This window comes from Streptomyces sp. NRRL S-87, assembly GCF_000719335.1.
In the GTDB taxonomy this organism is placed as follows: domain Bacteria; phylum Actinomycetota; class Actinomycetes; order Streptomycetales; family Streptomycetaceae; genus Streptomyces.
Genome location: NZ_JOGB01000027.1, coordinates 17,518 through 31,277 on the forward strand (window position 1 = coordinate 17,518; position 13,760 = coordinate 31,277).

A 13,760-nucleotide genomic window follows, 5' to 3' on the forward strand; every position below is an offset into this window, starting at 1 on the left:
ACTCCGTTAGGAGACCGGGCCGCCGAAGATGTCGATACGGGCGCCCTCGGCAAGGGTGACGATGGCGCGCTTGGTGTTGGCGCGCTTACCGAAACCGGTGCGGGTGCGCTTGCGCTTGCCCTGGCGGTTGATCGTGTTCACCCCGGTGACCTTGACCGAGAAGACCGCCTCGACGGCCTGCTTGATCTGGGTCTTGTTGGCACGGGGGTCGACGATGAACGTGTACTTGTTCTCGTCCAGCAGCGCGTAGCTCTTCTCGGAGACGACCGGGCGGACAAGGATGTCGCGCGGGTCCGTGAAGGTCTTGCTGGTGATCGTGGCCTCAGACATCAGCCCTCGTTCCCTTCGGTCTCAGCGGCCTTGGGGCCAGACACGAAGGACTCGAAAGCGGCCTGGGTGAAGACCACGTCGTCCGAGACGAGCACGTCGTACGTGTTCAGCTGGCCCGGCTCCAGGATGTGCACCTGGGGCAGGTTGCGGGCGGACAGCCACGCGGCCTCGTCGGCACGGTCGACGACCAGGAGCAGGTTCTTGCGCTCCGAGATCTTGCCGAACAGCGTCTTGGCGGCCTTGGTGGAAGCGGCACCCTCGACCACGCCGGAGACGACGTGGATGCGGGAGTGACGGGCCCGGTCGGTGAGGGCACCGCGGAGGGCGGCGGCCTTCATCTTCTTCGGGGTCCGCTGCGAGTAGTCACGCGGCACGGGGCCGTGCACGACGCCACCGCCGGCGAACTGCGGCGCACGGGTCGAACCCTGACGGGCGCGGCCGGTGCCCTTCTGGCGGTACGGCTTCTTACCACCACCGCGGACCTCGCCACGCGACTTGACCTTGTGCGTACCCTGACGGGCGGCGGCCAGCTGCGCGACGACGACCTGGTGGATCAGCGGAACGCTGACCTTGGCGTCGAAGATCTCGGCCGGGAGCTCAACGGTCCCGGTCTTGTCGCCGGCAGGCGACAGAATGTCAATGGTGCTCATAGTCCTCAGGCCCCCTTGGCCGCAGTGCGGACCAGGACGAGGCCGCCGTTCGGACCAGGAACCGCGCCCTTGATGAGGAGCAGGCCCTTCTCCGCGTCAACGGCGTGAACGGTCAGGTTCTGGGTGGTGACTCGGTCGTTACCCATGCGGCCGGCCATCTTCATGCCCTTGAAGACACGGCCCGGGGTGGCGCAGCCACCGATCGAACCGGGCTTGCGGTGCACGCGGTGGGCACCGTGCGAAGCCTTGCCACCACGGAAGTTGTGGCGCTTCATGACACCGGCGAAGCCCTTGCCCTTGCTCGTGCCCGTGACGTCAACCTTGACGCCGGACTCGAACACCTCGGCAGTGACCTCCTGGCCCAGCGTGTACTCGCTGGCGTCGGAGGTGCGGATCTCCACCAGGTGGCGGCGCGGGGTCACGTCGGCCTTGGCGAAGTGGCCCTTGAGGGGCTTGTTCACCTTGCGCGGGTCGATCTCGCCGAAGGCGATCTGGACCGACTCGTAGCCGTCGATGTCGTTCGTACGGACCTGGGTGACAACGCAGGGTCCGGCCTTGACGACGGTCACCGGGACGACACGGTTGTTCTCGTCCCAGACCTGGGTCATGCCGAGCTTCTCGCCCAGGACGCCCTTGATCTGCTTAGCCATCTTCTCCGCGCCTCTCAGAGCTTGATCTCGATGTCAACGCCGGCCGGAAGGTCCAGGCGCATCAGCGAGTCAACGGTCTTGGGCGTCGGGTCGAGGATGTCGATCAGGCGCTTGTGCGTGCGCATCTCGAAGTGCTCGCGCGAGTCCTTGTACTTGTGCGGCGACTTGATGACGCAGTACACGTTCTTCTCAGTGGGCAGCGGCACCGGGCCCGCGACCGACGCACCAGTGCGGGTCACCGTCTCGACGATCTTCTTCGCCGAGGAGTCGATGACCTCGTGGTCGTAGGCCTTGAGCCGGATGCGGATCTTCTGTCCCGCCATGGCTACTTCGTAGTCCTTTGTCTCAATGGAACGCTCTGGTACTCGGCAAGCTGCGTCTCCGCCGCTTCTCTCCGACCCACGCGGTCGGGCGTGTCGCGCCCCCTCTTCGAAAATTCCCATACGGAAATTCCCTGCTTGAGGGTTTGCGATCCTTTCCCGGACCACGCTTCGGGGGAGAAACACCCACCGAGTGCCTGGTCGGTACCCCGCCCACGCTTCCCGGAAGATTCCCGTACGTCCGCCCCATTGCTGCCCTGGGGCAGATAAAGGCGACGAGTACTGTGGGACTCGCTTCCGGTCCTCCCGGCGGGAGGCGCGCAGCATCGGTACTCAACCGAGCAACTTGAACAGTCTGCCATACATCACGCAGAGGGCGCCAATCGCAAGCGGGAAGGGTACTCCAAGTCACATTTCGCAGGCGCATGCGACATGCCGACCGACCCCCTCCCACCGCTCGCGACATGCCGAGAGGCCCCGGTCCACCGCTCGCGCGGCGGGCCGGGGCCCCTCAGTGGATGCTCCGGGGAGCTACCAGGTCAGAGCACGAATTACTTCGTGATCTTGGTGACCTGGCCGGCGCCGACGGTCCGGCCACCCTCACGGATGGCGAACTTCAGGCCCTCCTCCATGGCGACCGGCTGGATCAGCGCGACCGACATCTCGGTGTTGTCGCCCGGCATGACCATCTCGGTGCCCTCGGGGAGGGTCACAACGCCCGTCACGTCCGTGGTACGGAAGTAGAACTGCGGACGGTAGTTGTTGAAGAACGGCGTGTGGCGGCCACCCTCGTCCTTGGACAGGATGTAGGCCTGGGCCTCGAACTCGGTGTGCGGCGTGACCGAACCGGGCTTGATGATGACCTGGCCGCGCTCGACGTCCTCGCGCTTGATGCCGCGGAGCAGCAGACCGACGTTCTCACCGGCCTGGCCCTCGTCGAGCAGCTTGCGGAACATCTCGATGCCGGTGACCGTGGTGGTGGTCTTCTCCTGCTTGATGCCGATGATGTCAACGGTCTCGTTGACCTTCAGGACACCACGCTCGATGCGGCCGGTGACAACCGTACCGCGACCGGTGATGGTGAAGACGTCCTCGACGGGCATCAGGAACGGCTTCTCGGTGTCACGCGGGGGGGTCGGGATGAAGTCATCCACGGCCGTCATGAGGCCGAGGAGCTTCTCGCCCCACTCCTTGTCACCCTCGAGGGCCTTGAGCGCCGAGACCTGGACGACCGGGACGTCGTCGCCCGGGAAGTCGTACTCGGACAGGAGCTCACGGACCTCGAGCTCGACGAGCTCCAGGATCTCCTCGTCGTCCACCATGTCGGCCTTGTTCAGGGCGACGACGATGGAGGGGACGCCGACCTGGCGGGCCAGGAGCACGTGCTCCTTGGTCTGCGGCATCGGGCCGTCGGTGGCGGCGACCACGAGGATGGCGCCGTCCATCTGCGCGGCACCGGTGATCATGTTCTTGATGTAGTCCGCGTGACCCGGGCAGTCGACGTGGGCGTAGTGACGCGCCTCGGTCTGGTACTCGACGTGCGCGATGGAGATGGTGATACCGCGCTGGCGCTCCTCAGGAGCCTTGTCGATCTGGTCGAAGGCCGAGGCCTCGTTCAGGTCGGGGTACGCGTCGTGCAGCACCTTGGTAATGGCGGCCGTGAGGGTCGTCTTACCGTGGTCGATGTGACCGATGGTGCCGATGTTGACGTGCGGCTTAGTCCGCTCGAACTTCGCCTTCGCCACTGGGGTCCTCCTGTGGAGTGGTTCTGTACGCCTTACTCATCGGCGCCAGGTGATCTTTGCTGGGATGCCGGCTCCCCCGGGGCAACGTCGACGGTTGCCGTGTTGCCCCAGGGACTCCGGTGACAAGCCTAAAGCGTGTACTCGGAAGAGTTACTCGCCCTTGGCCTTCGCGATGATCTCCTCGGCGACGTTCCGCGGAACCTCGGCGTAGGAGTCGAACTGCATCGAGTAGCTTGCGCGACCCGAGGTCTTGCTGCGGAGGTCGCCGACGTAGCCGAACATCTCCGAAAGCGGCACGAGGCCCTTCACGACGCGGGCGCCGTGACGCTCCTCCATGGCCTGGATCTGGCCACGGCGGGAGTTGATGTCGCCGATGACCTCACCCATGTAGTCCTCGGGCGTGGTGACCTCGACGGCCATCATCGGCTCGAGCAGCACGGGGCTGGCCTTGCGCGCACCCTCCTTGAACGCCTGCGAACCGGCGATCTTGAAGGCGAGCTCGGAGGAGTCGACCTCGTGGTAGCCACCGTCGAGGAGGATGACGCGGACGCCGGTCATCTCGTAGCCGGCCAGGATGCCGAACTGCATGGCCTCCTGCGCACCGGCGTCGACCGAAGGGATGTACTCCTTCGGGATGCGGCCACCGGTGACCTTGTTCACGAACTCGTACGCCGGACCGTCGGCGTCCGTGATCGGCTCGATCGCGATCTGCACCTTGGCGAACTGACCGGTACCACCGGTCTGCTTCTTGTGGGTGAAGTCGATGCGCTCGACGGCCTTGCGGATCGTCTCGCGGTACGCGACCTGCGGCTTGCCGACGTTGGCCTCGACCTTGAACTCGCGCTTCATACGGTCGACCAGCACCTCGAGGTGCAGCTCGCCCATACCGCCGAGGATGGTCTGGCCCGTCTCCTCGTCCGAGTGAACGTGGAAGGAGGGGTCCTCCTCCGCGAGACGCTGGATGGCGACACCCAGCTTCTCCTGGTCACCCTTGGACTTGGGCTCGATGGCGACCTGGATGACCGGGGCCGGGAAGTCCATGGACTCCAGGATGACCGGGGCCTTCTCGTCGCACAGCGTCTCACCGGTGGTGGTCTGCTTCAGGCCCATGACGGCGACGATGTCGCCGGCGCCCACCGAGTCGATCTCCTCACGCTTGTTCGCGTGCATGCGGTAGATCTTGCCGATGCGCTCCTTCTTGCCCTTGACGGAGTTCAGCACCGAGGTGCCGGCCTCCAGGCGGCCCGAGTAGACCCGGACGAAGGTGAGCTTGCCGAGGTGCGGGTCGCTCATGATCTTGAACGCCAGCGCCGCGAGGGGCTCCTCGTCGGACGGCTTGCGCTTCACGACGACCTCGGCGTCCTTGACGTCGTGGCCCTCGATGGCCTCGATGTCCAGGGGCGACGGCAGGTAGCGGACGACGGCGTCGAGCAGGGGCTGAACACCCTTGTTCTTGAACGCCGTGCCACAGAACACCGCGGTGACGGTCGTGCCGCCACCCTTGCCGGAGCTGAGGATGATGCGACGGACGGCGGCGTGCAGCTGCTCCACGGACGGCTCCTCGCCGCCCAGGTACAGCTCCATGATCTCGTCGTCGTTCTCGGCGACGGTCTCGACCAGCTTGCCGCGCCACTCCTCGGCGGCCTCGGCGTGCGTGGCCGGGATGTCGACGATGTCGTACATCTCGCCCTTGGTCGCCTCGGCGGACCAGACGAACGCCTTCATCGTGACGAGGTCGACGACACCCTGGAAGTCGGCCTCGGCACCGATGGGCAGCTGCATCACGATCGGAACCGCGCCCAGGCGGTCCTTGATCATGTCGACGCAGCGGTGGAACTCGGCACCGGTGCGGTCGAGCTTGTTGACGAAGCAGATGCGCGGGACGCCGTAACGGTCGGCCTGACGCCACACCGTCTCGGACTGCGGCTCGACACCGGCAACACCGTCGAACACGGTGACGGCACCGTCGAGGACGCGGAGCGAACGCTCCACCTCGACCGTGAAGTCCACGTGACCCGGGGTGTCGATGATGTTGATCGTGTGGTCGACGTCCTCGAGCGGCCAGTGGCAGGTCGTCGCGGCGGACGTGATCGTGATGCCGCGCTCCTGCTCCTGCTCCATCCAGTCCATCGTGGCGGCGCCGTCGTGGACCTCACCGATCTTGTAAGACACACCGGTGTAGAACAGGATGCGCTCGGTGGTGGTCGTCTTGCCCGCGTCGATGTGAGCCATGATGCCGATGTTGCGCACCTTGGCCAGGTCAAGCGAAGTGGTAGCCATAAGGCTTCAGTCTTCTCTCGGTCTCTCGATGTGGGTTGCGACTACCAGCGGTAGTGCGCGAAGGCCTTGTTGGACTCGGCCATCTTGTGCGTGTCCTCGCGCTTCTTGACAGCAGCGCCGAGGCCGTTCGAGGCGTCCAGCAGCTCGTTCATGAGGCGCTCGGTCATGGTCTTCTCGCGGCGGGCGCGGGAGTAACCCACGAGCCAGCGGAGGGCCAGGGTCGACTGGCGACCCGGCTTGACCTCGACCGGGACCTGGTAGGTCGCGCCACCGACACGGCGGGACTTGACCTCGAGGGACGGCTTGACGTTCTCCAGCGCGCGCTTCAGCGTGATGACCGGGTCGTTGCCGGTCTTGTCACGGAGGCCTTCCATGGCGCCGTAGACGATGCGCTCGGCGGTGGAGCGCTTGCCGTCCAGCAGGATCTTGTTGATCAGCGACGTCACCAGAGGAGAGCCGTAGACCGGGTCGATGATGACCGGGCGCTTCGGGGCGGGGCCCTTACGAGGCATTCTTACTTCTCCTTCTTGGCGCCGTAGCGGCTGCGGGCCTGCTTGCGGTTCTTGACAGCCTGCGTGTCAAGCGCACCGCGGATGATCTTGTAACGAACACCCGGCAGGTCCTTCACACGGCCACCACGCACGAGCACGATCGAGTGCTCCTGCAGGTTGTGACCCTCACCCGGGATGTAGGCCGTGACCTCGATACCCGAGGTCAGACGCACACGCGCGACCTTACGGAGGGCCGAGTTCGGCTTCTTCGGGGTGGTGGTGAAGACACGCGTGCAGACGCCGCGGCGCTGCGGCGAGGCGTTCAGCGCGGGCGTCTTCGTCTTCTCGACCTTGTCCTGCCGGCCCTTTCGGACCAGCTGCTGGATCGTAGGCACTACTTCTCCGGTTTCTGTGTGCCGTCGTAAAACTAACCTGGAACATCTCCGACCCACGCGGTCGGGCGTGTCGAATGCTGTAGGTCTCCGCACGGGGCGGGGACGAACAGATTGCGGTGGCTGCGGCTCCTCGTGTGCGGCGATGGACACGCACAGGAGCCCAGGCACACCCCAGGCACAAGGTCTGAGCGTACCTATCCCATCCACTCCGGTCAAAACAAATGCCCACGCCCCGCAGGAGCCCCAGCGTCCGCTGGACATAACACCCTAGACTCCCCTATCGCATGCCATAAAGGGCTACGGAGGGGAACATCGTGGGGATCACGACGTCAGGGGCCCGTCGGGCCGGGTCCGTACCGCTGGATCCTGCCCTCCCGACAAGACCCAACGATCCCCGCCGCCGCTGGTCACCACCGGCGGCGGAGCCGCTGTACGCCCCGGCCCTCGCCTTCGTGCTCACCACGGCCGCCTTCTGCACCGCCTGGGCACTGCGCGGCCAGACCCCCTTCGGCGCCCGGCCGCGCGCCGTCAACGACCAGGCGAACCAGTACGTCCCGTTCCACAAGGGACTGTGGGACCTCGTCCACGGCCACGGCGCCGGCGACCTCCTCTTCAACTGGCGCGGCGGCTTCGGCCAGCAGTACCTGGCCGATTACGCCACCTACCTGGGCAACCCCTTCTCGTGGCTGACCGTCCTGGTCCCCCGCCGCCACGTCGACATCGCCGTCTTCGCCCTGAGCCCCCTGACCATGGGCCTGGCCGCCGCCCTGATGGCCGTCTACCTGGGCCGGCTCGCTCCCGGCTCCTGGTGGCAGCGCGGCGTGCTCGGCGCCTGCTACGGCCTGTGCGGCTGGGCGCTCAGCGACGCCTCCTACATCCCCATGTGGCTCTGGGGCCTGGCCGCACTCCCGCTGCTGGGCATCGCCGTCGAGTGGTGCGTCGAGGGCCGGCGCTGGCCGGCCGCCGCACTGCTGGTGGCGCTCGCCTGGGCCGGCAACTTCTACACCGGGATGATGGCCACGATCGCCGCCACCGTGCTGCTGGCCGTCCGCCTGCTGACGCTGCCGCTGACCGGGCGGGAGCGGGGCCGGGCGCTCGTACGCGCGTACACCGCGGCCGGCACCGGCATCCTGCTGGTCCTGCCGCTGCTGCTGCCGTCCTACCTCGCCAGCAAGGCCTCCCAGCCGACCGGGGTGGGCAGCTTCGACCCGCAGCCCCTGGACGTCTTCCTCACCGGGATGCTGCCGGCCACCCACCTGTGGGGCGGCCGACCGCGGCTGTACGTCGCCTCGCTCGCGCTGGTCCTGGCCCTCTCGTTCTTCTTCGACCGGCGCACGGCCGGCCGCACCCGGCTGGTCTGGGGAGCGGCGCTGGTGCTGGTCGCCGCCTCCTTCCAGTTCCCGCCCACCCAGTTCGTCTGGCACGGACTGGCGGTGCCGAACGGCAACCCGTACCGCGAGGCCTTCGTCTTCAGCGCCCTGGTCGTGATCGTGGCCTGGATGGCCCTGGCCGGCCGGCCGCGCCCCGCGCAGCTCGCGGCGGGCCTCGGCGTCCTCGTCGGCGCGACCTTCCTGCTCCGCCGCACGGACGACTTCGGATCCGCCACCTGGGTCGCGGTGCTCGGCGGCGGCGCGCTCTCGCTGGCCGCACTGCTCCTGTACCTGCACGGGGGGCGGCGGCTGCTGCCGGTCGCCGCCGTCCTGATGGCGGCGGTCGTGCTGGCCGAGTCCGCCCTCGCGGCCACCGTGGCGGACACCCGCCGGGCGCGGGAGCGGTGGGCGCAGCCGGCCGCCACCGCCGGGGCCTCCTTCGACCACCGGCTGGCCGCCGTGGACCGGGTCGACGGCTGGCCGCGCTACCGCACCGACTCGGGCCTGCCGCAGAACGCGTACAACGACGCCCTCGGCTTCCGGGCGGAGGGGCCGCAGTACTACAGCAGCTACCTCTCCCGGGCCACGTACCGGGCGCTGGAGCCGCTCGGCTACGGCTTCAAGAACGACGGGCGCACGTTCTTCGGCGCCGACGACCCCGTGTTGGACGCGGTCTTCTCCATCGGCGCCCGGGTCCGCCCCGCCGCCGGCGCCCCAGCGGCCTGGACCGGCTCGGTCTTCCCCGCTCCCCCGCTGGTGACCGTGCGCACCGCCCCGTACGCCTCCCCCCACCCGGCGGGCGTCTGGTCCCGCCGCGAAGAGGTCCTCGGCGCCACGGTCTACGAGGTCCCGGCGGGTCCCGCGCACCTGCCGGCGTACACCGCCCGCTGCACCCCCGGCACCGAGGCCTTCTGGTACTCCCCCGGCCTGACCGGCACCCTGACCGCGGCCGGCGCCTCCCACCCGCTCGCCGCCCGCCGGACGGGCGTGCTGCGGCTGGGCACCGTGCCCGCCTCGGGCCGCGTCGAGATCTCCGTACGGGCCCGCGGCGGGACCCCCGCCCACCCGCTGGCCTGCCTCGACCCGACCGCGCTCGGGCGGGCCGTCCGGCACCTGACCGCCACCGGCGCCACCCGCGTCGCCGTCGCCGGCCACTCCCTCACCGCGACCCTCCCGCCGCGGACCGCCGGCACCGCGGCCCGGACCACCCGAACCGCCGCCCCCGCGTCCGCGCCGGCCACGGCGGTCGTCGCCACCACGGCCGTACCGGGCTGGCACTGCTCCGGCCCGGCCACCCCCTTCCACGGCCTCCTCGCCGTGCGCCTCGCCCCCGGCACCGACCGGGTCTCCTGCTCCTTCACCCCGCCCGGCCTCGTCCCCGCCCTCGCCGGCGCCGCCCTCGGCCTGCTCGCCCTCACCGCCGTGGCCGCGGCCCCGCTGCTGCGCCGCCGGCGCGCGGCCCGACTGCCCTGACCACCGCCCCCGGGACCCCCGGGCACGCGGAAGCCCCCCGCCGCTCCACGGAGCGACGGGGGGCTTCTCGGTGACTCCTAGCCGTTGTACGGGCCGTAGTCGTAGTCCTCCAGCGGGACCGCCTGGCCGGAGCCGGTGCCGAAGGGCGAGTAGTCGATGTCGTCGTAGCCGACGGCCGAGTACATCGCGGCCTTCGCCTCCTCGGTGGGCTCGACCCGGATGTTGCGGTAGCGGGACAGACCCGTACCGGCCGGGATGAGCTTACCGATGATGACGTTCTCCTTGAGGCCGATGAGGCTGTCGGACTTGGCGTTGATCGCCGCATCCGTCAGGACTCGGGTCGTCTCCTGGAAGGAGGCGGCCGACAGCCAGGACTCCGTCGCCAGCGAGGCCTTGGTGATACCCATCAGCTGCGGACGGCCGGAGGCGGGGTGACCGCCCTCGGTGACCACACGACGGTTCTCGGTCTCGAACTTCGAACGCTCGACGAGCTCGCCCGGGAGCAGCTCGGCGTCGCCGGACTCGATGATCGTCACGCGGCGCAGCATCTGCCGGATGATGATCTCGATGTGCTTGTCGTGGATCGACACGCCCTGCGAGTTGTAGACCTTCTGGACCTCGCCCACCAGGTGGACCTGGACCGCACGCTGGCCGAGGATGCGCAGCACGTCGTGCGGGTTGGTCGCACCGGCGGTGAGCTTCTGGCCGACCTCGACGTGGTCGCCCTCGGCGACCTCGACGCGCGCACGCTTCGAGATCGGGAAGGCGGTCTCGTCGGAGCCGTCGTCCGGCGTGATGACGATCTTCTTGGTCTTCTCGGTCTCCTCGATCCGCACCCGGCCGGCGGCCTCGGAGATCGGGGCGACACCCTTCGGGGTACGGGCCTCGAAGAGCTCGACGACACGGGGCAGACCCTGGGTGATGTCGTCACCGGCCACACCACCGGTGTGGAAGGTACGCATCGTCAGCTGGGTACCGGGCTCACCGATGGACTGGGCGGCGATGATGCCGACCGCCTCACCGATGTCGACCAGCTTGCCGGTGGCCAGCGAGCGGCCGTAGCAGTACGCACAGGTACCGACGGCGGACTCACAGGTCAGCACGGAGCGGGTCTTGACCTCCTCGACGCCCGCGAGGACGAGCTGGTCGATGAGGACATCGCCCAGGTCGACGTTGGCGGGGGCCAGGACCTTGCCGTCGACGACGACGTCCTCGGCGAGCATGCGCGCGTACACCGACGTCTCGACGTCGTCGGCCTTGCGCAGCACACCGGTCTCGTCGCGGGACGCGATCTTCAGCTTCAGACCGCGCTCGGTGCCGCAGTCCTCCTCGCGGATGATCACGTCCTGCGAGACGTCCACCAGACGACGGGTCAGGTAACCCGAGTCGGCGGTACGCAGGGCGGTGTCGGCGAGACCCTTACGGGCACCGTGGGTGGAGATGAAGTACTCCAGCACGGAGAGGCCCTCGCGGAACGAGGCCTTGATCGGACGCGGGATGGTCTCGTTCTTCGCGTTCGACACCAGACCACGCATACCGGCGATCTGCCGCATCTGCATCATGTTTCCTCGGGCACCCGAGTCAACCATCATGAAGATGGGGTTGGTCTTGGGGAAGTTCGCGTTCATCGCCTCGGCGACCTCGTTGGTCGCCTTGGTCCAGATCGCGATGAGCTCCTGCGTGCGCTCGTCCTTGGTGATCAGACCGCGCTCGTACTGCTTCTGGACCTTCTCGTCCTGGGCCTCGTAGCCCGCGACGATCTCGCGCTTGGCCTCGGGGACCACGACGTCGGAGATGGCCACGGTGACGCCGGAACGGGTCGCCCAGTAGAAGCCGGACGCCTTCAGGTTGTCGAGCGTCGCCGCCACGATGACCTTGGGGTAGCGCTCGGCCAGGTCGTTGACGATCTCGGAGAGCTGCTTCTTGCCCACCGAGTAGTCGACGAACGGGTAGTCCTCCGGCAGCAGCTCGTTGAAGAGCGCACGACCCAGCGTGGTCTTCAGACGGAAGCTGTCGCCCGGCTGGAACTCCTGCTCGCCCTCCTCGGCGACCGGGGGGACCCAGCCGCGCGGCGGGATGGTGCCCACCGGGAAGCGGATGTCGACCTGCGACTGCAGCGACAGCTCGCCGGCGTCGAAGGCCATGATCGCCTCGGCGGTGGAGCCGAAGGCACGGCCCTCGCCCTTGACGTCGCGCAGCTCACCGTCGGTGGTGAGGAAGAACAGACCGAGGACCATGTCCTGGGTCGGCATCGTCACCGGACGGCCGTCGGCGGGCTTGAGGATGTTGTTCGAGGACAGCATCAGGATGCGGGCCTCGGCCTGCGCCTCCGCGGAGAGCGGCAGGTGGACGGCCATCTGGTCACCGTCGAAGTCCGCGTTGAACGCGGTGCAGACGAGCGGGTGGATCTGGATGGCCTTGCCCTCGACCAGCTGCGGCTCGAAGGCCTGGATGCCGAGGCGGTGCAGCGTGGGCGCACGGTTCAGCAGCACCGGGTGCTCGGCGATGACCTCTTCGAGGACGTCGTACACGACGGTGCGGCCGCGCTCGACCATGCGCTTGGCCGACTTGATGTTCTGCGCGTGGTTCAGGTCGACCAGGCGCTTCATCACGAACGGCTTGAAGAGCTCCAGCGCCATGGCCTTGGGCAGACCGCACTGGTGCAGCTTGAGCTGCGGGCCGACGACGATGACGGAACGCGCCGAGTAGTCGACTCGCTTGCCGAGCAGGTTCTGACGGAATCGACCCTGCTTGCCCTTCAGCATGTCGCTGAGGGACTTCAGCGGACGGTTGCCGGGGCCCGTGACCGGGCGACCGCGACGGCCGTTGTCGAAGAGGGCGTCGACCGCCTCCTGGAGCATCCGCTTCTCGTTGTTCACGATGATCTCGGGGGCACCGAGGTCGAGCAGGCGCTTCAGGCGGTTGTTGCGGTTGATGACGCGGCGGTACAGGTCGTTCAGGTCGGAGGTCGCGAAGCGGCCACCGTCCAGCTGCACCATCGGACGCAGGTCCGGCGGGATGACCGGGACGCAGTCCAGGACCATGCCCTTGGGGCTGTTGCTGGTCTGCAGGAACGCGGAGACGACCTTGAGGCGCTTGAGCGCACGGGTCTTCTTCTGGCCCTTGCCGGTGCGGATGATCTCGCGGAGGCGCTCGGCCTCCTCCTCGAGGTCGAAGGACTCCAGGCGCTTCTGCAGCGCCGCGGCACCCATCGAGCCGTCGAAGTACGTGCCGAAGCGGTCACGCAGCTCGCGGTAGAGCAGCTCGTCGCCCTCGAGGTCCTGGACCTTGAGGTTCTTGAAGCGGTTCCAGACCTCGTCCAGGCGGTCGATCTCGCGCTGCGCGCGGTCGCGCAGCTGCTTCATCTCGCGCTCGGCGCCCTCGCGCACCTTGCGGCGCACGTCGGCCTTGGCGCCCTCGGCCTCCAGCTCGGCCAGGTCGGTCTCGAGCTTCTTGGCGCGGGCCTCGAGGTCGGCGTCGCGGCGGTTCTCGATCTGCTGGCGCTCGACGGAGACGTGGGCCTCCAGGGACGGCAGGTCGCGGGTACGACGCTCCTCGTCCACGAACGTGATCATGTACGCGGCGAAGTAGATGACCTTCTCGAGGTCCTTCGGCGCCAGGTCCAGCAGGTAGCCCAGGCGCGACGGGACGCCCTTGAAGTACCAGATGTGGGTGACGGGAGCGGCGAGCTCGATGTGGCCCATCCGCTCGCGGCGCACCTTGGCGCGGGTGACCTCGACGCCACACCGCTCACAGATGATGCCCTTGAAGCGGACACGCTTGTACTTGCCGCAGTAGCACTCCCAGTCCCGGGTCGGACCGAAGATCTTCTCGCAGAAGAGTCCGTCCTTTTCGGGCTTCAGGGTGCGGTAGTTGATGGTCTCCGGCTTCTTTACCTCGCCGTGGGACCAGGTACGGATGTCGTCCGCGGTGGCAAGGCCGATCCGCAGCTCGTCGAAGAAGTTGACGTCGAGCACTGTGCGTCAATCCCTCTTTCGGGGTCGTGTCTCTTGATCAGTGGTCTGAAACGGTCCCGGGCGGCGGGGGCTCCTCGTG

The 13,760-nt window shown here is 68.0% G+C and carries 10 protein-coding genes; 1 reads left to right on the plus strand and 9 read right to left on the minus strand.

Annotated elements, in window-relative coordinates:
• Positions 1-6: 6 nt before the first annotated feature.
• The 8 genes from rplW to rpsL form a co-directional block, all read right to left on the minus strand.
• Positions 7-330: a 50S ribosomal protein L23 gene (gene rplW, locus IF43_RS0118555; RefSeq protein ID WP_030201581.1), complete on the minus strand. Its 324-nt coding sequence runs from the start codon at positions 328-330 to the stop codon at positions 7-9.
• On the minus strand, positions 330-980 hold the full coding sequence (gene rplD / locus IF43_RS0118560) for a 50S ribosomal protein L4 (RefSeq protein ID WP_030201584.1): 651 nt from the start codon (positions 978-980) through the stop codon (positions 330-332). Before rplD ends, rplW begins: the two co-directional genes overlap by 1 nt.
• 5 nt (positions 981-985) lie before the next feature.
• A complete protein-coding gene (gene rplC / locus IF43_RS0118565; RefSeq protein ID WP_030201586.1) occupies positions 986-1,630 on the minus strand; it encodes a 50S ribosomal protein L3 in 645 nt (214 codons plus the stop codon).
• A 14-nt stretch (positions 1,631-1,644) separates the two neighbouring features.
• Positions 1,645-1,953: a 30S ribosomal protein S10 gene (rpsJ, locus tag IF43_RS0118570; RefSeq protein ID WP_003948644.1), complete on the minus strand. Its 309-nt coding sequence runs from the start codon at positions 1,951-1,953 to the stop codon at positions 1,645-1,647.
• Between the two features lie 548 nt (positions 1,954-2,501).
• The gene (tuf, locus tag IF43_RS0118575; protein WP_030201587.1) at positions 2,502-3,695 is read right to left on the minus strand and encodes an elongation factor Tu; all 1,194 of its coding nucleotides are present in this window, start codon (positions 3,693-3,695) and stop codon (positions 2,502-2,504) included.
• Between the two features lie 150 nt (positions 3,696-3,845).
• Positions 3,846-5,975, minus strand: coding sequence for an elongation factor G (gene fusA, locus IF43_RS0118580; RefSeq protein ID WP_030201588.1), 2,130 nt, complete (start codon positions 5,973-5,975; stop codon positions 3,846-3,848).
• A 41-nt stretch (positions 5,976-6,016) separates the two neighbouring features.
• Positions 6,017-6,487 (minus strand): 30S ribosomal protein S7, encoded by a 471-nt coding sequence (rpsG, locus tag IF43_RS0118585; protein WP_030201589.1) that lies wholly within the window; start codon positions 6,485-6,487, stop codon positions 6,017-6,019.
• Between the two features lie 2 nt (positions 6,488-6,489).
• The gene (rpsL, locus tag IF43_RS0118590; protein WP_030201594.1) at positions 6,490-6,861 is read right to left on the minus strand and encodes a 30S ribosomal protein S12; all 372 of its coding nucleotides are present in this window, start codon (positions 6,859-6,861) and stop codon (positions 6,490-6,492) included.
• Between the two features lie 314 nt (positions 6,862-7,175).
• On the opposite strand from rpsL, the gene IF43_RS0118595 reads away from it, so the two are divergent.
• On the plus strand, positions 7,176-9,704 hold the full coding sequence (locus IF43_RS0118595) for a YfhO family protein (protein WP_234332304.1): 2,529 nt from the start codon (positions 7,176-7,178) through the stop codon (positions 9,702-9,704).
• Positions 9,705-9,781: 77 nt separating this feature from the next.
• On the opposite strand, the gene IF43_RS0118600 is transcribed toward IF43_RS0118595, so the two are convergent.
• Complete coding sequence (locus tag IF43_RS0118600) at positions 9,782-13,681, minus strand: DNA-directed RNA polymerase subunit beta' (protein WP_030201600.1); 3,900 nt, start codon at positions 13,679-13,681, stop codon at positions 9,782-9,784.
• Between the last annotated feature and the right edge of the window lie 79 nt (positions 13,682-13,760).

Coding starts and splice junctions, on each gene's coding strand:
- rpsG (WP_030201589.1), bottom strand. CDS start 6,487: ATGCCTCGTAAGGGCCCCGCCCCGAAGCGCCCGGTCATCATCGACCCG.
- rplC (WP_030201586.1), bottom strand. CDS start 1,630: ATGGCTAAGCAGATCAAGGGCGTCCTGGGCGAGAAGCTCGGCATGACC.
- rpsJ (WP_003948644.1), bottom strand. CDS start 1,953: ATGGCGGGACAGAAGATCCGCATCCGGCTCAAGGCCTACGACCACGAG.
- rplD (WP_030201584.1), bottom strand. CDS start 980: ATGAGCACCATTGACATTCTGTCGCCTGCCGGCGACAAGACCGGGACC.
- rplW (WP_030201581.1), bottom strand. CDS start 330: ATGTCTGAGGCCACGATCACCAGCAAGACCTTCACGGACCCGCGCGAC.
- fusA (WP_030201588.1), bottom strand. CDS start 5,975: ATGGCTACCACTTCGCTTGACCTGGCCAAGGTGCGCAACATCGGCATC.